The organism is Methanothrix soehngenii GP6 (genome assembly GCF_000204415.1).
GTDB lineage: Archaea > Halobacteriota > Methanosarcinia > Methanotrichales > Methanotrichaceae > Methanothrix > Methanothrix soehngenii.
This window is the reverse complement of record NC_015416.1, coordinates 2,595,140-2,616,279: the sequence shown is the minus strand read 5'-3', so window position 1 is coordinate 2,616,279 and position 21,140 is coordinate 2,595,140. Positions and strand designations below refer to the sequence as shown.

The 21,140-nt window shown below is 50.7% G+C and carries 24 protein-coding genes; 11 read left to right on the top strand and 13 right to left on the bottom strand.

Going from position 1 to position 21,140, the window contains the following annotated elements:
* Nucleotides 1-22: 22 nt before the first annotated feature.
* The 5 genes from MCON_RS13130 to MCON_RS16975 all read right to left on the bottom strand — a co-directional run bounded on the left by MCON_RS13130 (nucleotide 23) and on the right by MCON_RS16975 (nucleotide 2,353).
* Nucleotides 23-406, bottom strand: a complete 384-nt coding sequence (locus MCON_RS13130; RefSeq protein ID WP_048133339.1) for a DUF488 domain-containing protein — start codon at nucleotides 404-406, stop codon at nucleotides 23-25.
* 472 nt (nucleotides 407-878) lie between these two features.
* The gene (locus tag MCON_RS13125; protein WP_157863832.1) at nucleotides 879-1,133 is read right to left on the bottom strand and encodes a hypothetical protein; all 255 of its coding nucleotides are present in this window, start codon (nucleotides 1,131-1,133) and stop codon (nucleotides 879-881) included.
* Nucleotides 1,134-1,187: 54 nt separating this feature from the next.
* Complete coding sequence (locus MCON_RS13120; protein WP_013720427.1) at nucleotides 1,188-1,661, bottom strand: hypothetical protein; 474 nt, start codon at nucleotides 1,659-1,661, stop codon at nucleotides 1,188-1,190.
* A 148-nt stretch (nucleotides 1,662-1,809) separates the two neighbouring features.
* Nucleotides 1,810-2,016 (bottom strand): CxxC-x17-CxxC domain-containing protein, encoded by a 207-nt coding sequence (locus tag MCON_RS15755; RefSeq protein ID WP_013720426.1) that lies wholly within the window; start codon nucleotides 2,014-2,016, stop codon nucleotides 1,810-1,812.
* A gap of 202 nt (nucleotides 2,017-2,218) precedes the next feature.
* Entirely contained in the window at nucleotides 2,219-2,353 is a 135-nt protein-coding gene (locus MCON_RS16975; RefSeq protein WP_269798815.1) for a hypothetical protein, read from the bottom strand.
* Between the two features lie 80 nt (nucleotides 2,354-2,433).
* Here MCON_RS16975 and MCON_RS13115 point away from each other — a divergent pair, with 80 nt between their 5' ends.
* Nucleotides 2,434-2,778 (top strand): hypothetical protein, encoded by a 345-nt coding sequence (locus MCON_RS13115; protein ID WP_157863831.1) that lies wholly within the window; start codon nucleotides 2,434-2,436, stop codon nucleotides 2,776-2,778.
* A 246-nt stretch (nucleotides 2,779-3,024) separates the two neighbouring features.
* A complete protein-coding gene (locus MCON_RS13110; protein ID WP_013720424.1) occupies nucleotides 3,025-3,219 on the top strand; it encodes a YwbE family protein in 195 nt (64 codons plus the stop codon).
* Between the two features lie 243 nt (nucleotides 3,220-3,462).
* On the opposite strand, the gene MCON_RS13105 is transcribed toward MCON_RS13110, so the two are convergent.
* The 3 genes from MCON_RS13105 to MCON_RS13090 all read right to left on the bottom strand — a co-directional run bounded on the left by MCON_RS13105 (nucleotide 3,463) and on the right by MCON_RS13090 (nucleotide 8,726).
* Entirely contained in the window at nucleotides 3,463-5,433 is a 1,971-nt protein-coding gene (locus MCON_RS13105; RefSeq protein ID WP_013720423.1) for an alkyl/aryl-sulfatase, read from the bottom strand.
* 424 nt (nucleotides 5,434-5,857) lie between these two features.
* Nucleotides 5,858-6,739: a cache domain-containing protein gene (locus tag MCON_RS13100; RefSeq protein ID WP_013720422.1), complete on the bottom strand. Its 882-nt coding sequence runs from the start codon at nucleotides 6,737-6,739 to the stop codon at nucleotides 5,858-5,860.
* Nucleotides 6,740-7,298: 559 nt separating this feature from the next.
* A complete protein-coding gene (locus MCON_RS13090; RefSeq protein WP_013720421.1) occupies nucleotides 7,299-8,726 on the bottom strand; it encodes a ribulose-bisphosphate carboxylase in 1,428 nt (475 codons plus the stop codon).
* Between the two features lie 328 nt (nucleotides 8,727-9,054).
* Here MCON_RS13090 and MCON_RS13085 point away from each other — a divergent pair, with 328 nt between their 5' ends.
* Nucleotides 9,055-9,855 carry a hypothetical protein gene (locus tag MCON_RS13085; protein WP_157863830.1) on the top strand — a complete coding sequence of 267 codons (801 nt, stop codon included), beginning with the start codon at nucleotides 9,055-9,057 and terminating at the stop codon, nucleotides 9,853-9,855.
* On the opposite strand, the gene MCON_RS13080 is transcribed toward MCON_RS13085, so the two are convergent.
* Together MCON_RS13080 and MCON_RS13075 are read right to left on the bottom strand one after the other, a co-directional pair.
* Nucleotides 9,830-10,531 carry a tRNA(His) guanylyltransferase Thg1 family protein gene (locus tag MCON_RS13080; RefSeq protein ID WP_013720419.1) on the bottom strand — a complete coding sequence of 234 codons (702 nt, stop codon included), beginning with the start codon at nucleotides 10,529-10,531 and terminating at the stop codon, nucleotides 9,830-9,832. The two genes, MCON_RS13085 and MCON_RS13080, sit on opposite strands and share 26 nt — an antisense overlap.
* Nucleotides 10,503-10,763, bottom strand: a complete 261-nt coding sequence (locus tag MCON_RS13075) for a PRC-barrel domain-containing protein (protein ID WP_013720418.1) — start codon at nucleotides 10,761-10,763, stop codon at nucleotides 10,503-10,505. The genes MCON_RS13080 and MCON_RS13075 overlap by 29 nt, the downstream gene beginning before the upstream one ends.
* Nucleotides 10,764-10,873: 110 nt before the next feature.
* Here MCON_RS13075 and MCON_RS13070 point away from each other — a divergent pair, with 110 nt between their 5' ends.
* The 3 genes from MCON_RS13070 (at nucleotide 10,874) to rtcA (ending at nucleotide 14,008) form a co-directional block, all read left to right on the top strand.
* Complete coding sequence (locus MCON_RS13070; protein WP_013720417.1) at nucleotides 10,874-11,461, top strand: flavodoxin family protein; 588 nt, start codon at nucleotides 10,874-10,876, stop codon at nucleotides 11,459-11,461.
* A gap of 110 nt (nucleotides 11,462-11,571) precedes the next feature.
* A complete protein-coding gene (locus MCON_RS13065) occupies nucleotides 11,572-12,795 on the top strand; it encodes a multidrug effflux MFS transporter (protein WP_013720416.1) in 1,224 nt (407 codons plus the stop codon).
* 169 nt (nucleotides 12,796-12,964) lie between these two features.
* Complete coding sequence (gene rtcA, locus MCON_RS13060; protein ID WP_013720415.1) at nucleotides 12,965-14,008, top strand: RNA 3'-terminal phosphate cyclase; 1,044 nt, start codon at nucleotides 12,965-12,967, stop codon at nucleotides 14,006-14,008.
* A gap of 222 nt (nucleotides 14,009-14,230) precedes the next feature.
* Here rtcA and MCON_RS13055 read toward each other — a convergent pair whose 3' ends face one another.
* The gene (locus MCON_RS13055) at nucleotides 14,231-14,917 is read right to left on the bottom strand and encodes an MBL fold metallo-hydrolase (protein ID WP_013720414.1); all 687 of its coding nucleotides are present in this window, start codon (nucleotides 14,915-14,917) and stop codon (nucleotides 14,231-14,233) included.
* Nucleotides 14,918-14,959: 42 nt separating this feature from the next.
* Nucleotides 14,960-15,778 (bottom strand): DUF5803 family protein, encoded by an 819-nt coding sequence (locus tag MCON_RS13050; protein ID WP_013720413.1) that lies wholly within the window; start codon nucleotides 15,776-15,778, stop codon nucleotides 14,960-14,962.
* Between the two features lie 162 nt (nucleotides 15,779-15,940).
* Here MCON_RS13050 and cbiM point away from each other — a divergent pair, with 162 nt between their 5' ends.
* The 5 genes from cbiM to MCON_RS13025 all read left to right on the top strand — a co-directional run bounded on the left by cbiM (nucleotide 15,941) and on the right by MCON_RS13025 (nucleotide 19,172).
* Nucleotides 15,941-16,660: a cobalt transporter CbiM gene (cbiM, locus tag MCON_RS13045; RefSeq protein WP_048132513.1), complete on the top strand. Its 720-nt coding sequence runs from the start codon at nucleotides 15,941-15,943 to the stop codon at nucleotides 16,658-16,660.
* A 9-nt stretch (nucleotides 16,661-16,669) separates the two neighbouring features.
* Nucleotides 16,670-16,984 carry a PDGLE domain-containing protein gene (locus MCON_RS16755; protein WP_048132509.1) on the top strand — a complete coding sequence of 105 codons (315 nt, stop codon included), beginning with the start codon at nucleotides 16,670-16,672 and terminating at the stop codon, nucleotides 16,982-16,984.
* Between the two features lie 119 nt (nucleotides 16,985-17,103).
* The gene (cbiQ, locus tag MCON_RS13035) at nucleotides 17,104-18,042 is read left to right on the top strand and encodes a cobalt ECF transporter T component CbiQ (protein ID WP_013720412.1); all 939 of its coding nucleotides are present in this window, start codon (nucleotides 17,104-17,106) and stop codon (nucleotides 18,040-18,042) included.
* A gap of 16 nt (nucleotides 18,043-18,058) precedes the next feature.
* Nucleotides 18,059-18,892: an ATP-binding cassette domain-containing protein gene (locus tag MCON_RS13030; protein ID WP_048133337.1), complete on the top strand. Its 834-nt coding sequence runs from the start codon at nucleotides 18,059-18,061 to the stop codon at nucleotides 18,890-18,892.
* Between the two features lie 79 nt (nucleotides 18,893-18,971).
* Nucleotides 18,972-19,172 carry a hypothetical protein gene (locus MCON_RS13025; protein ID WP_013720410.1) on the top strand — a complete coding sequence of 67 codons (201 nt, stop codon included), beginning with the start codon at nucleotides 18,972-18,974 and terminating at the stop codon, nucleotides 19,170-19,172.
* A gap of 471 nt (nucleotides 19,173-19,643) precedes the next feature.
* Here MCON_RS13025 and MCON_RS13020 read toward each other — a convergent pair whose 3' ends face one another.
* On the bottom strand, nucleotides 19,644-21,140 hold the full coding sequence (locus MCON_RS13020) for an NADH-quinone oxidoreductase subunit N (RefSeq protein ID WP_013720409.1): 1,497 nt from the start codon (nucleotides 21,138-21,140) through the stop codon (nucleotides 19,644-19,646).

Sequence of the window (21,140 nt, the reverse complement as noted above, 5' to 3'; positions counted from 1 at the left end):
TTGCTCCCCGAGGCGATTTGATTCAGATGCTATGATGATCCAGAGGCAACGAACCAGGCATTTTCATTCTGGCCTCAAGATATTCTTTCAATGCCACTGCGTTATTGTGCTCGGCATCTTTTGCCGCATATAAAAAGATCAGATCAGATTCCTCTGCTTTGGAAATTAGCTGATCCACAAGCTCCGCCTTCAAGTCAAGTTCTCTGAAGAATCTCTCTTTGAACTCCTCCCATTTGCCTGGATCGTGGCCAAACCATTTTCTAAGCTCATTGCTGGGAGCTATGTCCTTCATCCAGAGATCGATTCGTGTCTCATCTTTGGCCAAGCCCCTGGGCCAGAGCCTATCCACCAGTATTCTGAATCCGCCGCTTGCAGGAGCACTGTAAACCCTCTCAGTTCTTATCATCTCAAGCACCCATCAACCTCAATCGTTAGAATCACATCTTCAGAAGCCTGTCGCGTAGATCCGGTTCAGGGTCATGCTTCCTTCCGGTCTTCTTCGACTGACCCGCCATGTCTATCACATCTTTTGGATCGTCCCTGACCAGCATTTTATGTCTGTCGACTCAACCGTTGCATCTGTGCCGGGGCCATGGTAATTCTCACATCCGCTGGAGCGACACCAGGAGCATCGCTCACCCCGTCACCGGCCATGGGCCACGACATAATCCTTCTGGATGTTCTTAATGGCCTGGGCCTTGGAACAGCTTGAGACTCATGTGAAGGCAACCTCTGGATAGGATGTGTATTCGACTGCAGAGTACTTAACAACCATACCCGCACAAGTCCTCACCTGTCAGAAAAGCATAAGAGAGAGAATGCAGGCGAACAAATGACAAGAACTGAAGGCAAGAATTAATAGTATTACGAGGAGCTAATCAGCTCTCTGACCTCCTCTCGGCCAGATACGCCCTGGCCTTCCAGGGATCACAAGCCAATTCATTAATTCGGTCTTCCGACATGCGCCAGAGAATATCGTCCGCCTCGGTCACTTCATCTCTCTCCTGCCACCAGGAGAGGCAGGCTTCAGCAGCTAGCCTGCAAGCGTCCTCATCCGTCAAATGCAGAGATGCACAGTACGCCTCGCCCACGCATGCACCCACTGGTGCCCTAGTACAAAGATCACAGTTCATTTCAGCGCCCTATTTTGGTTAACGGGATTAATTAATTAAACTATCCCAAGCTATCTATAGACCTTCGGCAGCAATTAAGCATTGCTGTTTTGTGCGGAGAAGATCGCACAGTATCTCATAATCGCTCACAGGAAAGCGGATGGATATGGATAACGTAAGTCCGCATGCTTGGGAGGGATTCAATTCTACTGTACCGGATTCCTGGTCAATGTACTCTCTTGCATCATGAGGATGACCAGCATATTGCCAGCCTCCATTTGAGCCCATTATTCTGGAGTACAGCCAGTTGTTAGCTTCTGGGTCGTTGATGGGATCAAGACCCGATACTATGCGTGCCAAAAGCGCCTCTGCATCTTCGGCAGCGAGAAACTCGATCCATATGATGCCCGGCTTATTTTCTTGACAGGAATTGCAGGTGATGATACCGCAGTCCCAGATGGCTTCCAGCAGTGGTGCTATTCGTTCGTCCACCTCGATCATCGTGTCTGATGCAGGATCGTGAATTGCGGTCTGCTTGTGCTCAGTCAAAACCCTTTAGCTCCTTTCCATCCTCAAAGGTCTTAATATCTCGTGCATCAGGTGACGCTGCACGCTGCGAAAAAGTTGGAATCTGAAGGGCAGGATGACGCCCCAACTAGCCGATTTATAGATGTAATTCGACTAGAACAGATATTGTTCAGTACCTTCCAGAAGACCTGGCAGGCCTGTGCTTCTGGTAGCACTCGCTGCAGTAAACCGGCCTGGATCCATCCGGTTTGAATGGGACCTGGGTTTGCTTGCCGCATTCTGAGCAAGTTACATCTGTCATTTCTCTCGGACCGCTGTTGTAGCCACCGCGGCTTCCGCCGGAGCTACCTCTGTTTTCGTATTTTCTCTCAAACATTTTATTCACGTACCATTTGGATCGATTCAAAGAATCGAACTCGCTACAAAAGACATCTCAACAAATCTCTTTGAATCGATGAAAATGTAACGTCTCTTGAGTGATCAATCCGGTTGATATACCTGTCGGTGGAAATGCGAAATAAGATGAAGCATCGGATCATGAGGTTTCTTTTATTATGATCTTTCTCGCCTTGTGACTCTCAGATTGCCTGGACCGAACGGACCTCTGCGGGCATTTTAGCGCCTTTTTGGATCTTCGTTCCAGCAGAATTCAGCAAGATCTTGGCCTCCTTTACGGATATCCCGGGCAGTTGCTCTGCATTGCTGCTTCTCATTCCTGATTATGCCATATTTTTTGCATCGATTAGCATAGGAATATAAGGAAAGGTAACAATTGATGGTGCAGGTGATGTGGATGAAGAAGCTCAACCGAAAGGATATTCACATATTGAAAAAGTTGGTCAAGCCGCACATCGAAGAGCTGGAAAAAGGAGAAGCGGGCAGCTTGCTTGCATCCATCTCCAGATACTATATAACCGATAGGGAGGATTTTCTGTTCAGGCTGGATAAGCTGCCTGATGAGGATCTCAAGTATCTGGCGGAGAGGGCCATGGACGGCTCGGAATGCCTGTTGTGCATTGCACCGCAATGTGCGGAGGTCTTCTTGGATGCGGTTGAAAGAAGGCTCTCGCCGGAGATTGCAGGCAGATTAAGGGAGCTCTTCGAGAACGTCACCACCGGCTACAAGGATGTGACGTGATCGGCTCGGCCCACTATAAGCGACATCAGATCATTCCATTTCATCCAGTCCCATTCCAGGGATAAACCGCCATCTAAATATCTATCGGATCTATGACTATCATCCGGGAGGCCCGGAGATGGATGGGGCAAAGGCCGGCGACTCCGTGCCTGTCCGATACGCTGGCAGGCTCGATGAAGAGATGGTCTTCGACACCTCCAAGACCCACGGACGCTGAAGCTCACATATGAAAGGGAAAGGAAGAGCATGGACGGGAAGAATAGGAAGGACATAAAGCCGGGGCTGAAGGTGGAGATAGTCCTCAAGAAGGACCAGAGGACGGGGAAGAGGACCGAGGGAGTGGTAGCGCAGATCCTGACGAACTCTTCTTTCCACCCTCACGGGATCAAGGTCCGTCTCGCCGACGGCCAGGTGGGGCGGGTGGCGAGGATCCACGGGTAGGAAGCTGATATAAGAGATAGGTAACTGGGGGGACGGATGCCCTCACGCGATGTTTGCCAGAGAGTCACGATCTCGCTTCCAGTCTGTCCCAACCATGTATTTCTCTACTCCGGCCGGAGTATCCGACGCCAAGAAGGCTAAAATATACCGAAAAACAACGCGAATAGCAAAAGCTCTTGGATTGAAGATATAAAAAAAGAAAAAAGGATTTGTCTCCCTCAGAATGGTTGCCCCGGAAAAAGTTTAGGGAAGGATAATGTTGAATGAGGGATCAAATAGGTCCAGCACCCCAACAAATCCCTCAAACACCGAGGCATCTCCTTCAATGGTCACATTTGCCGGTGGAACGGATGGATCGAGCGCCAGCTGTTCAAGAGTCTTGCGCGGCATATGGACAGTGAGGGCAGCTTCATCTGAGTGCTCATCGATCCAGTAGACCAGCACGCTGTTATTGACCTGAATCAGTGCGCTCTCGCCGGTATCATTGATTATCATGTTCATCCTGAAGTCCTCGCCGTCCGCCTTCTGGCTATTCAGCCTCACTGCTATGTAGTCTAAGAGCTGGTTGATTGACATGGCAGATATCACATCTGCAGATATCATGTTCATTGCCTGCACTGGCTCTTTGCTGCGAAGCTCCATAGCTCCCACCAGATAGGCATTCCGGGCCGGTCCAGATTCCGCCTGATATCCAAGCTGCTCCAGGGCAGCAGCCTCCATCTCACGGGCCTTTATATTGTCGGGATCAGCAAAGACCAGGTAATTGGCGATAGTGGCCACCAGTTGATAGTTGCCAGCGTCATAATCTCTGGCCAGCCTCTCCAGGACAGCATCTGCCCCTCCCATGTACTCGGTTATATTTCGGGCAAACTCCTCAGGAGGAAGCCGTTTCAGGTTGATGGGATTGGCATCGTAGAATCCCAGGTATTTCTGATATGTGGCCTTTACACCCATGTATATCTGGCCGTAGAATCCATGAGTATACCAGTACTTCTGCAGGGATTGGGGAAGAACGATCATATTTGCGATCTCATCCATGGTATAGCCCTTGTTGATGAGGTTCAGGGTCTGATCATTGATGTACTTGTACATATCCCGCTGGTTTTCTAAAAGCTCAATGACCTTATCGTTACCGTACCTGGGCCAGTTGTGGGCGGTAAACACCACCTCTGCCTGGTCTCCGTAAAGCCTTCGTGCCTCATCCAGGCATTCTGCCCAGGAGAGAGGATCCCTGATCTGTGCTCCCCGCAGAGTCAGAATGTTATGCAGCGTTGCCACGCAATTCTCAGCCATGAAAAGCGCTTTGTGATCTGGGAACCAGATGTCTATCTCCACGGGAGCTTCCGTATTGGTGCAGTAATGGAACTGCATATCGACTCCGTCGATGGTCAGGTTCTGGCCGGTCTCGGTGATATCGATCGTCGGAGCGATGAGGGATGCCGATCCAAATGGGGTTCGTTTTCCCAGACCGTTATCCACAAGACCCTTCTCATCATGAGGAAGGAGGCCTCCGTACATGTACATGCCCCGCCTTTGCATAGCCGTCCCAGCATAGACATTCTCGCTGATTGCATGGTCCATGAATCCAGCAGGGGCTATGACCTCAACCTCACCCGATGCAACCTGCTTCTCAGTGATCACTCCCTTCACTCCCTGGTAATGATCCACATGAGGGTGAGAATAGATGACTGCCTTGACCGGATAGTATCCCAGTGTTCTGTTAACCAGGTCCATGGCCGCCCTGGCGGTCTCCACAGTCATCATGGGATCTATGATTATCCAGCCGGTATCGCTTTTGATGAGGCTCATTGATGTGAGATCGTATCCTCTGACCTGGTAGATGCCAGCTACGACCTCGAATAGACCGTTGATCTTGTTCAGCTTTGCATGCCTGTAGAGAAGGGGGTTTATTGTATCCGGACAGGTCGCATTGTCCAGGAAGGAGAACTCTTCCATATTCCAGGAGGTGAAACCCGGATAGAGAGAGGGGATGATCAGGGGACTATCGGTAGCGATGAACCCTCTATTGGCAAAATCGAAGTCTTCCTGGTTGTTGCTCCAGGCGGGAGAATTGTTGGCCAGCAGGTTGGCAGCAATGGTGTATTCGGTCGCATCATTCCTCGTATCGGCAGATTCTGCATAGATAACTGAAATCTCGCTAAACGCAATCAATAAAATGGCAGCCGCAAAAACGGCCTTTGAGCATAACTTCATTCTCTCACTTCCGCAAATTTTGATCCAGATTCAAAAAAATCTCTGACTAATATATTACAATTTTTCAATAATGATCTGTATGTCAGAATAATTGGGGCTTAATACTCCCAAATTTTTGGAAAAACCTCCTGCAGCCAGGTATGCTATTCGACTATTTAAGTTTAATCCAGGCTATTATTATAATTATATAATTTATTAATATTATTCTCAATGGCGATTCGTGACCGTGCCACAGTCTCCTGTCGTCCCATGGAATGGGAATTATGAAAAAGGCATTTGAGAACGTCACCATTGGCAGGAGGATGTGACCTAATCGGTTTTGCTTTGCAGGAGGGGCTCGCATTGAATCGAGGTAGGTTGGGACTATAGATGCCACTGTTGAAGGATACTGAGGGGGCTGAGCTCTCCCCCCGCAGCTTGAATCCTAATCGCTTGAATAGATGCCCGATCCCAGGAACCAGGTACCATCGACATCCATAACGTAGCTGAGCTTCAATTCTTGGGTCATGTTGTTAGATGGGTCTGGGTAGACGTAATAGGCAAAGCCATCTCCATTTTTGGCCATATCTGTGATCTGCTGAATGAAATATACTCCATTGGGATCCTGAGCATCGATGCGGTTTGTGCCGACCAGCTCAGGCTGATGGGAAAGCGCCAAGTTCTGTCCCTCATAGTCGTAGGCAAAGATGTAAAGTCCGTCTCGGGCGAAATTGCCTTCTGGATCGTTGAATGCCTGAAGAGCTTTCTCTTTGCCATTCTCCTGGGCGTACTTCAAGGCTTCATTCACAAAATCTACAAGCTCATCTCTTTCCCCCTGATCGAATGATGCCTGAATGTCAGAAAGGTACCGCCCAGATCCAAGGTACATGCTATCATTAACACTCTCAAGATGGAGTTGTTTTAGCTCCTCCTTGCCTTCATGAGATGGATTCGGGAAGACGATATACATAGTTCCGCCGCCTCTCTTAGCCAATGCAATCTCGCGGCCTACCACATCCACATCATTGATATCCAACAGGCTGGTTTGGCCGACCAATTCAGGATTGATAGGATGGGCGAGGCAGGTTCCATTGAAATCATATGCGAAGATGTAGAGATCTCCCCGAACAAAAGATCCAGTTGGATCGTTGAACTCTTGGAGAGCGTTCTCCATACCATTGTTGTCCACATAAGCTACAGCTTCATCCAAAAAGGCGATAACCTCGTCCGCCGAAGCGGTCTGATCGGAAGCTATACATAAGGTAATGGCAGCTAAGACCGATAGAGACATCAAAGCTACCATACGGGCTAAAGCAGCAATTCTCATGATAAATTCTCCATAAGTGCGGGGATGCATATTGGATGTCTATCTATGCGGGCTATTTTCATAAGAATATTTCGGCATTGCTTGGTCATGATCCATGCGGATTGACTTGTGGGATAACAGGGCCAGCCAATTTACAGAAGAATCGACATACTACCGAGCATTGGTCAAATCCGTTAATTTTGACTGAAAAATGGATGCAATCGTCTATATGACTTATCGAGTTTTTAGATGCAGCTATGCCCAGGAGGAATATATGTGCAATAAGTTTCATCTTGTTCACATTTGCGGCGAGCATGTCATTGGTGAGTGCATCGAATGATTCATTATCTAGTCTGAATTCGTTGATATCCGGCTTCGACGATCCGAGCATGGGTGTTAAGGATCTGGCTTTTTATCTTGTTACTCATAATTTCGACGCAACCCCGCATGAAAATCATGTAACAGTTGATTTAGGTGGTAAGATCTACAAACTTACTCCTAACGGCTTGGCTTCTGGGCTTTGCGATATTGTGGCTTAATGAAAAAGGAAAAATAAAAAATATCAACTGGATATAAAAGATCACTTCTTTTTCTTCTTGCTGAAGAACTCGATCGCCTCGGCGAGTTCTCTGTGATCCTTCGCATAGTCCGCGATGTCGATCTTATTCTTGTAGGCTTCGCATGCCTGCACAAGGGCCATCGCACCAGCGCGTGTTCCTCTCGGGTGAGCGTGGCAACCCGCGCCCATGGTCGTAATGAAATCGATTCCTCCCATGACATCGATGAAAGGCTCGAGGAGCGTCGGGTTTAGTCCTCCAGAGATGATCGGGCAGCATTTCTTGAGGCCGCGCCAGGAGTCGTCCTCCAGGACAACGTGGTGAGCATCGTCCATCTCGACCATCTTGATGGCATCGTCGTCCTGCGGCGGGATCCTTCCCCAGTTCTGGGTGAAGAAGTGACCCTTTCCCTCGACTTTCAGGATGTTCCTCGCCGCAGTTACGTCCTCCTCGGGACTGCCTGCCATCTTGCCGACGCCTGCCGTCCCGGTGTGGATACCTGATGCGCCTGCCAACCTGGCAAACTTGGAGAGCACTAGCACTGAGAAGCCAATGGGGTTCTCCGGCCTGGTAAAGCCACCGTGGCCTGCCCTGTGGAAGTGCAAAAAGACATCCGGATACCTCCGTCTCAGCGTCTGCACCGCCATCCACCCGGCGGTGATGCCGTCTATGAGGAAGGCGTATGAACCCGGCTCGAAGCCCGCCTCCCTGATCATCTCGCACCTTTCGATCATGGTGTCGAAATCGGCCGAGGATACGTTGAACGAGTGGACCTTCTTCTTCCCCGTCTCCTTGACCGCCTTGTCCATTGCCATCTTGACATACTTGACCATTTTGTCGTAGGGGCAGAAGTCCTGGTCGGCTTGGGGCTCGTCGTTCTTGACGAAGTCGCCTCCGCCCACCCAGAAGTCATAGCAGACCTCGGCGTACTCCGAAGAGGTGAGCCCCATCTTGGGTTTGATTATGGTCCCGAGTATCGGCCTGTCGTGCACATTGAGGTAGGTTCTCATGTCGTCGAGTGTATAGCTTGGGCCGTCGTACTGCTCCAGCATGGAGGGGGGGAACCAGATGTCCAGGAGCTTGAGAGCCTTGATCTCCTTCATGCCGAGGGCGTTCCCGGCGATGTAGGTCATGATGTTCTGGACGTTGCCGTTTCTATCGAACAGGCGCCAGGGATAGGCGATCCAGACCAGGTTCTTCTCGATGTCAACCTTGTAGACGAGGGCGTTCATCACCCTTGAGAAGGGAGTCTCGGTCTTCACGGCAAAATTGGTGCCTGTTGAGCTCTCAGCTGCGACCTCGGCTGCGGCTTGCATAATGTTGAGCTCGCCGCTGGGGATCAGGTGAAACACAGCCAGAAGATACTCGCCGTTCCTCGGATCAGGAAGATCCATCCTCATGTACTGGACCTGCTTCGGATTGAGCGTTTTTGAGAGTTCTTCTTGAATCATTGAAAAAACCTTCCGATTCTCCATTTAGGCCATTGCATATATTTGATGTTTCTCTTCCATCGGCAATTCAAGCCGCATCGTGAAGTTGGGTGAGCATGACAGAACCATGACAGGACCATGGCATCGGGAGAAAAACACGCATCCTCAAACATCTAATCCAAACAAATCGGCCGCTCTTGTCCGCAGATGAATTTTCCCAGCCCTAAACTCTTATCACTCCCTTGCTCATCCGATGACCAGGGGGGAGGGCAGACTGAACTTCCAAAAACTACTTATCCGCATCATCAGATTAAACTATGTGAATGGGCACTATGAGTTCCTACGACCATTGGCTCGACTGATGAGGGAATATCGTCGTTTTGAGCGAACAGTATGGGCTCTCAACGCCATTATAATCGCCATCGCGATCTATGCCCTCATGCAGTATCTGGGATTGACCACTCTTATGAAATTCTACTATCAGGATAGCTTTATCCTATCGGCATTGCCTGCCATTGTCTCCATAATTTCAGGAGTTGCTCTAGCCACCTTTTTCAAGAGACGCAAGAAGGCTGATGTCTTTCCGCTTTTAGGCTCGGAATTATCTGAGAAAGCTAAAACCGCCTTTGACAACAAAGATCTTGATTCTCTTCCCATGCAGAGCCTGGCCGAGGAGCTCAAACTGAGTTTGGCAGGAATCAAACCCTCCCAGATTCTGGATAGAAGACAGCTGAGCGGAAGAGTGATGACTGCCATCCTCCTTTCAGCAGTGGTGGCGCTCTTAGCGCAGGGAAATCTTGTCGAGACCGCAGATCTCCAGTCGATCATCGAGCTGAAGGACAGAGCCGCCGGCATCTTCCAGGAGGATAAACCCCAGCCGGATATAAGCCAAAACATGAATCTGAGCGAAAACCTATTTGGCAATCCATCTCTCGCCGTCCTGAACGAGAATAAGCTTCCTTTAGTCCTATCTCCTGGAACGGGCGCGGGCTCCATCCCCACAAATACCAAACCCGTGGAGAGGGTCTTTCAGCAGTCTCAAGCAGGAGAGGCAGCAGCAGTGCCGTCAGAACTCTATATTGAGAGCCTTCCTCCTGAGAATAGAGAGATTATAAAGAATTACTTCACCCTTCTCTCCCAGAGCGACTGATGATAATCCGGGCCAGCAGCTCCTCCCCTTTTCGAGAAGAGAAGAGAGGCAGCTCCCAATCCTGCAAGATTCTTCTTTCATCGCGATAGATCATTATTCCCCTTCTCTCCCAGGAAGGAGTCTTGGCCAGGTTTATTCCTCTCTGGAAGACCAGCTCATGAATCTCATGCTCTTTCATTCCCCGCAGCCTCTCCATGGCTCCGGCCGGATCGATTCCTTCATCCTGCAGCATATAAAATCCATAAGAGAAGACATGGTTTCTCCAGGTCTCGTTCTGCCGCTCAATTAGGTATTCTCTGATCTCGGCCTTGCACAGGGGAATGGTCCGGCAGTCCATTGAGACGGGCTTTGCTAGCTGGAGAGAGAGAGCAGCAGATAATGAGCCCGCGACCAGGGAATCTATCTTCTCTATCCGTCCCCCAAAGGGAGCAGCCAGGAAGATGAGATTGATCTCATCGGAGAACATGAATGCCAGGAGAGGACTGAGCCCCGAATCCTCGAACAAGCCGCTGGCTGAGGATGCCATTGCGCTCGCGAAGCCTGCATCGTAAGGCTTCTTGAATCCAGCCAGGATATTCTTGAAGCCCCGGCCATCTGCCCTTGCTACCAGAGGGGGACGGGCCCGAAGACCGGAATAGATCTCCCAGTTAGCTGACTTTTGGCTCAGCCTTTGCATTTCTACTCAGGTGCCTGATTATTATGATGTCGCCGACAGCAGTGACCCAGCGGTAAGGGATGACGATCCCTTTGCCCTTGCTATCGAAAAGATCCCGGTTGACGTCTCCCAAAGCCAGTCCGCTTACCACCCCGTTGTCAGGATCTAAGACGGCATCGTCCACCCTGCCCACATAGATGCCTTTCTGAGTATAGACATCCTGTTCCAGAAGCGATGTGATCTCAGCATTCATTTTAATCCCATAATAAAATTAGGGTATTAGATATTAACTTTGCCATCGGCAGGTCGAACCGCAAAAGCATATATTCGTCTCCTGCAATCTACTGAACTGTGAAAGAAATAATGAAAATAGTAGGCATCTCAGGCAGTCCCAGGAAGGCCGGCAACACCGAGTTCTTGCTAAACGAGGCACTGGCGGTAGCTGCTGAATATGGCTTTCAGACGGAAAGGCTGCTCTGCTCAGAGCTGAATTTTGATTTTTGCAGCGACTGCGGAGACTGCAGCAAAGGCAAACCCTGTCCCAATAAAGATGATATGCACAAGGTCCTGAGGGCAATGCAAGAGGCAGAAGGCATAATTGTGGCCTCGCCCGTCTACTTCGGAAACGTCACTGCCCAGCTCAAGGCGATCTTCGACCGGACCATTCCCCTCCGCAGGCAGGGCTTCAGGCTCAGGAATAAGATTGGCTGCGCGATAGCCGTTGGTGGCTCCAGAAACGGCGGCCAGGAGAAGACCCTGGAGAGCATTCACGCCTGGATGCACATCCAGGGAATGATAGTGGTTGGTGATGATGCTCATTTTGGAGGCATTGCCGTTCGGCCAGCAGCAGAGGACCGCATCGGCAGAAAGACTGTGGTGGCCAGTGCCAATAAGCTGTGCGATCTATTGCTCTTGAAAAAGGAGTATGATGGGACCATCAAGGGAGACTGAAGCCTCTTGCAATTGAATGTAATAATTCCGGCCGCTTGGATGTCCGTCATTCGGATATCGAGCACAGAGATGCCATGGATTAGGATTTTGGGCTGGAGATTGCCCAAGAGATGACGGATTCCCAATCAGCCTTTGTCTCCGGGGGCAGGAGACAGAAATATCTGGGCAACAGGGGCCTTATCGCCCTCATCGCATTTCTGAGCGCATTCGTTCCCCTATCTACTGATCTCTATCTTCCTGCCCTGCCCGGCATGTCCAAATATTTCCAGGTATCAGCCGAGCAGGTCAATCTCACGCTGATATTCTTCTTCATCGTTTTTGCCGCGGGGATGCTCTTCTGGGGGCCCCTGAGCGATAAATACGGCCGGCGCCCCATTCTGATAGCTGGCCTTGCCATCTATTCTCTGGCAGGATTCCTCTGTGCCATCTCCCAGGATATCAATCAACTCATCGCGTTTCGCATCCTCCAGGCTATTGGAGGAAGCTCAGCCTCCGCGGTGGCCATGGCAATGATAAAGGATGTGTACGACAGCCGCAACCGGGAGATGATCCTGGCCTGGGTCTCCTCCATGGTCCTCATATCACCCATGGCGGCACCAGTCTTGGGAGCGCTCCTCTTAGGGTTCACATCCTGGAGAGGAGTGTTTGTGGTCCTGGGAGTCATAGGATTTGTCGCTCTATCAGGTAGCCTGGCCCTGGTGGAGACGCTAAATACAAGATATACCGGTACATTGAGCCAGTCCATCGGGAGGCTGGCAGTGGTGCTGAAGAACCCTGGATTTTTATCTCTGCTAATCGTATTCTCCCTGCTCAGCTTCTCCTCTATGGCCTTCATCGCTTCATCCTCATACATTTACATAGACGGCTTCGGCTTGAGCGAGAAGCTCTTTTCCCTCTATTTCGCCTTCAATGCCCTGGGGATGATTGGGGGGCCCATGCTTTATCTGCGTCTATCTAAGAGGTTTCGCCGCTATTCGATTATCATCGCCGGCTTCATCTCTACATTTCTCGGAGGGCTGCTGGTGTACCATCTTGGCAGCCTTCAGCCCTGGATATTCGCATTATGCCTTTTTCCGGCGACGACGATGGGAAGCTGCATCCGGACCCCGGGCGCAAATCTGATGCTGGAGCAACAAGAGGAAGATACCGGCTCTGCCTCTGCTCTCATGAGCTGTTTTGGGATTCTAATGGGCAGCATGGGCATGACCGTCATCTCTCAGGAGTGGAGCAATACCATTCGGATCTTGGGATTGATGAATATCCTGGTGGGGGTATTGTGTCTTTGCCTTTGGCTTCTCCTGTCAAATAGGCCTTTTGTAAAGCAGATTCCCTGATAAAACAGTGGCAGAATCGATTTCATCTCGGGTTCAGTCTCAAGCCCGCGAGAAATTGCGATTTCATCGCCCCCTGGCAACTCGCATTGGATATTCCCGGCAAAGGTTTAACTTGTTCGCAATCTACGCATAAGATGGAAATTGCCCTGTTAAAAAAAAAGGATCTATTATGATTGAGATAGACGGCTCCTTTGGAGAAGGGGGCGGCCAGATCGTCAGGACGGCTGTGGCACTTTGTGCGGTCACTGGGAAATCGGTCCACATAAGCAAGATAAGGCAAGGCCGTCCAAAGCCCGGACTGGCAGCTCAGCATGCCCATGCTATTGCTGCTCTGGCCAGCATATGCCAGGCCAAGACCTCAGGCATCAGCCCTGGATCATCAGAGATCAGCTTCTCTCCCGGCGAGATTCAAGGTGGCAGCTATGAGATCTCCATAGGGACTGCCGGAAGCGCGACTCTTCTCCTTCAATGTCTCCTCCCTGCACTGCTTCGGGCCAATACACCCACAACCTTATCGGTTCAGGGTGGAACTGATGTGCAGTGGTCGCCAACTGTCGATTACTTCCAGAACGTCTTCCTGCCCGCTCTGCAGCGTTTCGGGGCCAAAGCGAGCCTGAAGCTGGAGAAGAGAGGATACTACCCCCATGGCCAGGGAAATGTGGTCTGCAGTATCGAGCCCTCGGAACTCCAGGCCGCTCATCTGGAGAGCACAGGCGTCAGGAACGCTTCCGGCGATCGATCTGAAATGGAAATCTCCGGAATATCCCATTGCTCAAACCTGCCCGAGAATGTGGCCAAAAGACAGGCGGATGCAGCGGCCGGAGCTCTTCTGGAGGCAGGCTTTGAGGCCAACATAGCCCTGGAGGTCCTCAGGCTGCCGTCAACGGGTAGCGGCATTACCCTTTGGTCGGATTCTCCCAGAGTCCATATTGGTGCCAGCAGCCTGGGCAAGAGAGGTCTTCCTGCAGAAAGGGTAGGAAAGAGCGCCGCAGAGGAGCTGGCTTTGGAGCTTGCATCTGGCGCATCTGTGGATGTTCATCTGGCCGATCAGCTGATTCCCTATCTAGCCCTGGCAGGAGGTAGCTATAGCACCCGGGAGATATCCCTGCACACCAGTACTAATATATGGACTGCAGAGCATTTTCTGGAGAGGAAGATATCGATCTCGCAAAAAGATATATCAGGAAAGGAAGTTATGGTGCTCGAGGCTTGAGCCTGATGGCGGGCTATAGATTAAGCCAGGGTAGTAATAATAAAAAAGGGCTCCTCGCTATTTGTCATGGGTGAACGTAAATCGGAAAAACTTTATGTCTCCGTGCCTTCTGTGGTGAACCGCGATGCACTGACCTAACCACAGAGGCACAGAGGAACAGAGGCCATATTCTCTGCCTGAACTCACCCACATAATTCAGCGAAGAGCCAAAAAAAGAGAAACTCAGCTCGAGCTATATCTTCTCAAATAGCCCTCAATATATTCTCTGATCTCCTCGCCTCTGTAGATCCCAGCATGCCCCTCGCAGAGAAAATCGGCCTCAAGGTCAAGGAGTTTTCTCATCGATCTCCTCCACTCCACCATATCAGAATCCCAGGAGGGAGAGAACGGGCCGTGTATATCCTGGCCGAAGAGAACCCTGCCTTCAGGGGTATCGATATAAACCGAGATGCTTCCAGGAGTGTGGCCGGGGGTGTGAAGGACCTTAAATTCCATCTCTCCCAGACGGATCTGATTATGCTCGCCAGAGAGGATGGTATCAAGCATGACCGGCCGGTAGTCAACCCCGTACATGCTGGCGGCCGTCAGCTCATTATTCTTGCCCTCTATGCCAGCCCGGTCCAGTTCATGGGCAATGATCTTGCTGCCGTACTTATCCCGCCAGAGGTGAAGTCCTCCGATATGATCGATGTGGCAGTGGGTGGCAATAATATGCCAGACCTGTGCTGGCTCGGAGCCCAGAGATCTGATGTTCTTTTCTATCTTATCATTTCCATATCCTACACCAGCGTCTATTAAAACCAGACAGCTCTTTGCATCGACAAGATAGACATATGCATCCTCGGAACGGGAGAGATTCGGTCCCCCCACAGCATAGATCCCATCGCAAATGGTTATTGTTTTACTCATTGCACATCCCCTTGATTGTATCCGAATTTCTATTGGGACGGGTTAATTCTTCTTCATGGACTCTTCTTCCTTCTCCATCCTCAATGATCTCAGCTTTCTGATGCTGAAGTAATACTCAACGAGCAGGGCAATCGCTGCCAGGGCGAGGATGGATATGATTATCGCCAAGGCTTCACGGGCATTATCTCGATAGTAGTTCACCTCAATATAGGATACCTTAGTGGTATTATACCAGGTGAGAGCACTCTTTTTTTCTGCGCTCGCGATCATGTCAGGTGGGGGCCAGGCTATTCCCAGCAGGCGGTCTCCAGTGGCATATCCTTCTGGCAGGATTACTCTTACCGGTCCTTTATCTCGGATTGATATCACAAACTGCTGGCCCTGTGAAGTCAAGTTGTAGACCAGCCTTCCCTCGACATGCCTTTCAAAGTCCAGGCTGTAGATGTAGTTTCCCTGCCAGAAACTCTGGCTGCTATTTATCTTAACCATTCTTCCGGCTTCATCATAAAGGGTGATATTATCCACCTTCTCTGGCAGGGTGAGATTAAGCCGGCTGGCATTGACCGGTACTGTAACCTCGGTCACCAACTCGCCCAGACGATATACTGTGCCGTTGAACTCCCCATCTGCGCCGCCGTTCATAGATGCTGTGGCATTATAAATTGTGAATCCATTATGCTCTGCAGGGGCGATGCTGTTCGCAGTGCTGTTTATGGATTCAGAGAGATCAAAGTCGGCAGTGCCCTCGTGTATCCCGTCTGTCTGCCCTTTGATCTCAGCAGAGGAGGTAGGGGCAGAGAGAATGGCCGCCATCAGGGCGATCAGAAGCAGTATGCTCTTTTCAGTGGTAGTCTCAGTCATCTTTCATACTCTGAATAGCGCTACCGCTTTATCAAATGCTCGCTTGTTTTTTGCCCTAGGAAAAAAGATGATCTTATGATAATAGATGCAAAATTTTCACACATAATATACGAATCCGATATCTTCTTATAACCCAAGGACAATTGGCCCAAGGGTGTTTCTATGCACATTCCTGATGGCTATTTAGGGCCTTATACTTACGGTGCATTATGGATAATAATGATCCCTATATGGATCTACGCCGGAAGGCGGTTGGGCAACGAACTCAGATCAAGGCAGGTTCCCCTGCTTGCTCTCTCCGCGGCATTCTCCTTCGTGATCATGATGTTCAATGTTCCAATACCTGGTGGCAGCACTGGCCACGCAGTGGGAGCAGCGATAATAGGAATAGTTCTGGGACCCTGGGCAGCGGTAATATCAGTGACGGTGGCCCTGGTATTGCAGGCCCTGATATTTGGAGATGGGGGGATCACAGCCATTGCTGCCAACTGTTTCAACATGGCCGTAGTGATGCCCTTTTCCGCTTATTATATCTACAGGATAGTGAGCGGAAGCACTAATATCGCATCTTCACGCAGGGTCATTGCCGCAGCAATAGCAGGATATGTATCGCTCACCCTGGCGGCAGCTCTGACCGGCTTCATGTTCGGAATCCAACCCCTCCTCCATCAAACGGCAGAAGGAATTCCCGTCTTTATGCCTTATTCCCTGAATATCACCATGCCTGCAATGATACTGGAGCACGCGCTCGGATTTTCCATTCTCGAGGCGTTGGTAACTGCTTTGATCTTCGCCTATATTCAAAAGACCGATGCCACCCTGCTTTATGGTGAGTTATCCGCTAGAGAGAGGATAAAAATGGGAAGGGCAGGAACGTTGTGAGGAAAGAGCATGGACAAGACTACAAGGAACCTGATAGTAGGCCTGGCTGCGCTCATCATCCTTGCGCCACTTGGCCTGCTGGCAGTGGGAGAGACCTTTGGAGAATGGGGAAATGAGGAGCTAGAGGAGAAGATAGGCTATGTTCCAGAAGGCTTAGAGGAGCTTTCATCCCTTTGGAGCGCGCCAATGCCAGACTATGCCCTGCCCGGGATGGGAGACTCAATGACCGCAGCGTCTGCGGCGTACATTCTCTCCGCGGTGATAGGAGTTATCATTGGAGGCGGCCTGCTATACATTCTGGGAAAGAGGATCGCAAAGGATTAGTACTATCCCTCCAGGGAGACGTCGGCCAGGATATCCGCTAGCTTTGGACATAACCGCTCATCGGCTAGTGCCTGTGAGGACAAAGCATTCCAACCAGTAGGCTGTAACAAAAGGAGCATATGATTCCGGATTGGATGAGAGAGGTAGATGCTGGCCCACTTCAGTTTCCAGAGACAGCCCAGGGCAAAAAGGGTTTTGTGGGAAAGACGATAGACGGGATATTAGGCTTCATGGAGGAGGCATTCGTCTCTGAGGCCAGCTCCCGCCTGCCCGGCGTTCTGCAAAGCCTGGACCCAAGGGCGAAGCTGATCTCCATTCTGGCCATCGTATTCGCAACCAGCCTGATTGGAGATCTGAATGTCCTGATATTCATCTATCTCCTCACCCTGCTCTTCGCATATCTGAGCAAAATAGATGTGCTCTTTTTCATCAAGAGGGTGTGGCTGTTCATACCCGTTTTCGCTGGGATCATTGCCCTGCCCATGATCTTCAACATATTCATTCCGGGAGACCCTCTCATTCACCTGGCAATCCTCGGACCGGGAGCTCACCTGGGGCCGTTCTCCCTTCCAGAATCGATCTACATAACCCGCCAGGGAACTGTAGCCGCTGTGATCTTCACCATGAGGGTGGCAGCATGCGTATCGGCAGTAGTATTGCTTTTCATCACCACCTCCAAGCAGGTCCTCTTCAAATCCCTGAGATCTGTGGGCGTTCCAAAGCTGTATGTCCTCACCCTGGAGATGGCCTATCGCTATATCTTCCTCCTGATGGAGCTGGTGCGAGAGATGTACATCGCCAAGAAGGCGAGAACCATCCGGGCAGGAGGGCTGTTCGACGAGCAGAAGTGGATGGGAGGGAGGATGGGCTATACCCTGATCAGATCCCTGGACATGAGCGAGAAAGTCCATATGGCCATGACCTCCCGAGGCTTTAACGGCGAGGTGCATATTATGCAGGAATTCAAATTCAGGAATCGTGACTATCTCGCCGGGGCAACAGCTATATCTCTGGGCATTGTGCTCCTTCTGATCTCTCAGAATATCCCTCGGATATAGGAGCATGGAAGAGAAGATGGACACCATATTTGACCTCAGGAATGTATCTTACTCCTACCTGGGAAAGATCGAGGCCCTAAAGGATATCACAATCAAGATCAATAGGGGAGAGCAGGTCACAATCATCGGCTCAAACGGCAGCGGCAAGTCAACGCTGCTCGCCGTCTTGAACGGCCTGGTCTATCCGACGGCCGGCGACTTTTTTGCCTTCGGCCATCCGGTAACCGAGGAGGTCTTCGACTCCATAAAGGAGAATAAATTCAGGACCTACTTCCGGACAAAGGTGGGCTTTGTCTTTCAGAACTCCGACATCCAGCTTTTCTCCTCCACGGTCTTCGAGGAGATTGCCTTTGGCCCATTGCAGCTGAATATACCTTTGGAGGAGGTGAAAGCCAGGGTTGAGGATATAATAGAGATGATGCAGATAGCAAAGCTGCGAGACAGAGCGCCTCACACCCTGAGCGGTGGGGAGAAGAAGAAGGTCTGCATTGCCACCGTCCTGGTGAACAATCCCGATGTGCTGCTATTGGACGAGCCATCCGCGGGCCTTGACCCCAGAACCCAGCTCTGGCTGATAGAACTTCTCAGAGAGCTATCTCATGCCGGGAAGACCATCATCACTGCTACACACGACCTAGAGATCATGGATATGATCAGCAAGAGGTCAATTGTAATGGGTGAGGACCACAGGATCAAGCTGGATGACACTCCAAATAGAGTTCTCTCCAATTATGAGCTCCTTATGGAATCCAATCTGGTGCATGAGCACATGCATATCCACGGCAAGCTCGTACATGAGCACCTGCATGACCATGATGCGGGGCATACTCATGTTCATCTGAAGAGCTAAGATGAACTTTTATAAAAATTATTTCAATCCCAAAGCCTAGCGATCATGATTTAAATAATAAGAGATGAGGGATATAATCATGTGCGAGGTTTTGGAGCGAAAAGACCAGAAGCATAAACTTGACTACGACCGGGAGGAGCCCAAGGACATCACCAAGTCGCTCATGATCCTCTCAGAGAGATCTCTGCATGAGTTCTTAGCGAGCGAACCTGATATCTATACAGTTGATGATTTGAAAGTCCGATATAGATACTCGTTCCTTTTCCAAATTCCGACCTGACTCCAGGAAAGCTGCGGCCTGCTTTGGTTATCTACGAAGATAATATCGAGAATGAGACCACGATTGCCTGCATATCTTCGAAGACTCCAATAATGCCGTCTCCTTGCGATGTCCTGGAAACAGAGGAACACCCTCTTTTGATGAGTCCGGTCTAAGCTAAACTCGGTAATAAAGCTGAATAAAGTAGCCACCATAAAAGACTTTTTAATTTCAGGCCTGCTCGGATCTGCAAACGAAGCACTGTAGGCCGAAGTAGATAAGGCCATTGACGCCTGCACGAAATTCAGGCGATCAACATAGATCAATAGCGAAACAAAAAAAAGAGGAATAAGCAGGCAGGAGAAAAATTGCTGCCAGCCCGGAGCATATGGCCAAGCCTAAAGCCGCGACCTTGCCGATCTATCCTGCGGAGGAGCGGTATTCCCGAAAAGGCGAACTTGAATCGTTTCTTGCTATGAGATAAAAAAGAAATTACTGAGGCAGCAGTACTGTTGCTGCCTGCAGTGCCCAGTTGATGAACTGATCGGGGAATACACCGATATAGACGACTCCTAGCATGGTCAGAACCAGTGCCGCCATATATCCCTTCGACTCAGCGATCTTCGGCCCGGCGGGCTCCTTCAGATACATGTAGCTGATGATCCTCAGGTAGTACACCAGGGAGAGAGCGCTGTTCAGGATGGCTAAAACCGCCAGCCATACCAGGCCGGAGTAGATGGCCGAGCTGAAGAGCACGAACTTGCCGATATATCCTGCCGTGGGCGGAATTCCCGCCAGGGCGAACATGAAGATCAGCATGCAAAACGCCGTGACCGGCGCCCTGCTTGCGAGACCTGCATAGTTGGATATATCATCCGGATCTTCTGCATCGCTTTTGGAGACCATCGAGGCCACCTGAGCTGAGCCGATGAAGGCTCCGGTCTTCATCAGGGCATGACCGAGTATCAGGAGCAAGGCTCCAGCAATGCCCAGCTGATCCGCGGGGAACATTCCCAGGTTCAGCACATTGACCGGGGCATCACCGTAGGCTGCACCTACCACCACAAATGCGATGGCAATATAGCCCGCCTGGGCGATTGAGGAGTATGCCAGTATGCGCCTGACATTATTCTGCCAGCAAGCGGCCAGGTTTCCGAGGGTCATGGTTACTGCTGCCAGTATGGCGAAAGCAAGATACCACTCCACCCTCATGGCCACCAGGGCGATCAGGAGAACCCTGAAGGCCGCGGCAAATCCCATCTTCTTGGAACCTGCGGCAAGCAGCGCCGAGACCAGGGCCGGTGCTCCCTCGTAGGTATCGGGAGCCCACATATGGAATGGCACCAGAGCCATCTTGAAGGCAAACCCGGCGATGACGAATAGCAGGGCGACCAATGTCGCTGCACCGAATGATTCTACAGATGCTGCTGCGACGTCTGCCAGCCTAGTCGATCCGGTCATGCCGTAGAGCAATGAGAAGCCGAAGAGCATGAACGCCGAGGAGACAGAGCCATAGATGAAGTACTTCATGGCCGCCTCCAGGTTCTTCTTCGTCTTGTCAAACGCCGCCATGGCATAGGTGGACAGACTGGCCAGCTCGAAGCCCACGAACAGAGTCACCAGATCTACCGAGCTGGAGACTATCATCATGCCCACAGTGGCCAAGAGGAGCAGAGCGAAGAACTCGTCTGAGCCCTTTCCCGTGTACTTGGATAGCGATGCTATCACTACCAGCAAGGACACAATCAGGAAGACCGCCTTGAAGAACTGGGACAGGGCATCTACCGATATGGTATCAAAGAAGAACAGGGTGGGGGCAATAAAGAGATTGCTTGCCACCAGCCCCAGGGCTGCGACCAGCCCGGCCAGGCTCAGATAGCCTGGAAGTTTTCCACTGTTCTTCATCATGGCCCCCAGCAGCAGTATAAGCACTGCCAGTGCCGTCAATAACGCCTCTCCCCAGAGGGGTGCGTAGTGAGAAAAGTCCAC

Excerpts from the sequence above, each read along its gene's own strand:
- MCON_RS13090 (WP_013720421.1), bottom strand. The coding sequence starts at position 8,726 with ATGATTCAAGAAGAACTCTCAAAAACGCTCAATCCGAAGCAGGTCCAG.
- cbiQ (WP_013720412.1), top strand. The coding sequence starts at position 17,104 with ATGATTCCGGATTGGATGAGAGAGGTAGATGCTGGCCCACTTCAGTTT.
- MCON_RS16755 (WP_048132509.1), top strand. The coding sequence starts at position 16,670 with ATGGACAAGACTACAAGGAACCTGATAGTAGGCCTGGCTGCGCTCATC.
- MCON_RS13115 (WP_157863831.1), top strand. The coding sequence starts at position 2,434 with ATGAAGAAGCTCAACCGAAAGGATATTCACATATTGAAAAAGTTGGTC.
- MCON_RS13080 (WP_013720419.1), bottom strand. The coding sequence starts at position 10,531 with ATGCAAAGGCTGAGCCAAAAGTCAGCTAACTGGGAGATCTATTCCGGT.
- rtcA (WP_013720415.1), top strand. The coding sequence starts at position 12,965 with ATGATTGAGATAGACGGCTCCTTTGGAGAAGGGGGCGGCCAGATCGTC.
- MCON_RS13110 (WP_013720424.1), top strand. The coding sequence starts at position 3,025 with ATGGACGGGAAGAATAGGAAGGACATAAAGCCGGGGCTGAAGGTGGAG.
- MCON_RS13065 (WP_013720416.1), top strand. The coding sequence starts at position 11,572 with ATGACGGATTCCCAATCAGCCTTTGTCTCCGGGGGCAGGAGACAGAAA.
- MCON_RS16975 (WP_269798815.1), bottom strand. The coding sequence starts at position 2,353 with ATGAGAAGCAGCAATGCAGAGCAACTGCCCGGGATATCCGTAAAGGAG.
- MCON_RS15755 (WP_013720426.1), bottom strand. The coding sequence starts at position 2,016 with ATGTTTGAGAGAAAATACGAAAACAGAGGTAGCTCCGGCGGAAGCCGC.
- MCON_RS13025 (WP_013720410.1), top strand. The coding sequence starts at position 18,972 with ATGTGCGAGGTTTTGGAGCGAAAAGACCAGAAGCATAAACTTGACTAC.
- MCON_RS13125 (WP_157863832.1), bottom strand. The coding sequence starts at position 1,133 with ATGAACTGTGATCTTTGTACTAGGGCACCAGTGGGTGCATGCGTGGGC.
- MCON_RS13105 (WP_013720423.1), bottom strand. The coding sequence starts at position 5,433 with ATGAAGTTATGCTCAAAGGCCGTTTTTGCGGCTGCCATTTTATTGATT.
- MCON_RS13130 (WP_048133339.1), bottom strand. The coding sequence starts at position 406 with ATGATAAGAACTGAGAGGGTTTACAGTGCTCCTGCAAGCGGCGGATTC.
- MCON_RS13055 (WP_013720414.1), bottom strand. The coding sequence starts at position 14,917 with ATGAGTAAAACAATAACCATTTGCGATGGGATCTATGCTGTGGGGGGA.
- MCON_RS13070 (WP_013720417.1), top strand. The coding sequence starts at position 10,874 with ATGAAAATAGTAGGCATCTCAGGCAGTCCCAGGAAGGCCGGCAACACC.
- cbiM (WP_048132513.1), top strand. The coding sequence starts at position 15,941 with ATGCACATTCCTGATGGCTATTTAGGGCCTTATACTTACGGTGCATTA.
- MCON_RS13050 (WP_013720413.1), bottom strand. The coding sequence starts at position 15,778 with ATGACTGAGACTACCACTGAAAAGAGCATACTGCTTCTGATCGCCCTG.
- MCON_RS13075 (WP_013720418.1), bottom strand. The coding sequence starts at position 10,763 with ATGAATGCTGAGATCACATCGCTTCTGGAACAGGATGTCTATACTCAG.
- MCON_RS13100 (WP_013720422.1), bottom strand. The coding sequence starts at position 6,739 with ATGAGAATTGCTGCTTTAGCCCGTATGGTAGCTTTGATGTCTCTATCG.
- MCON_RS13030 (WP_048133337.1), top strand. The coding sequence starts at position 18,059 with ATGGACACCATATTTGACCTCAGGAATGTATCTTACTCCTACCTGGGA.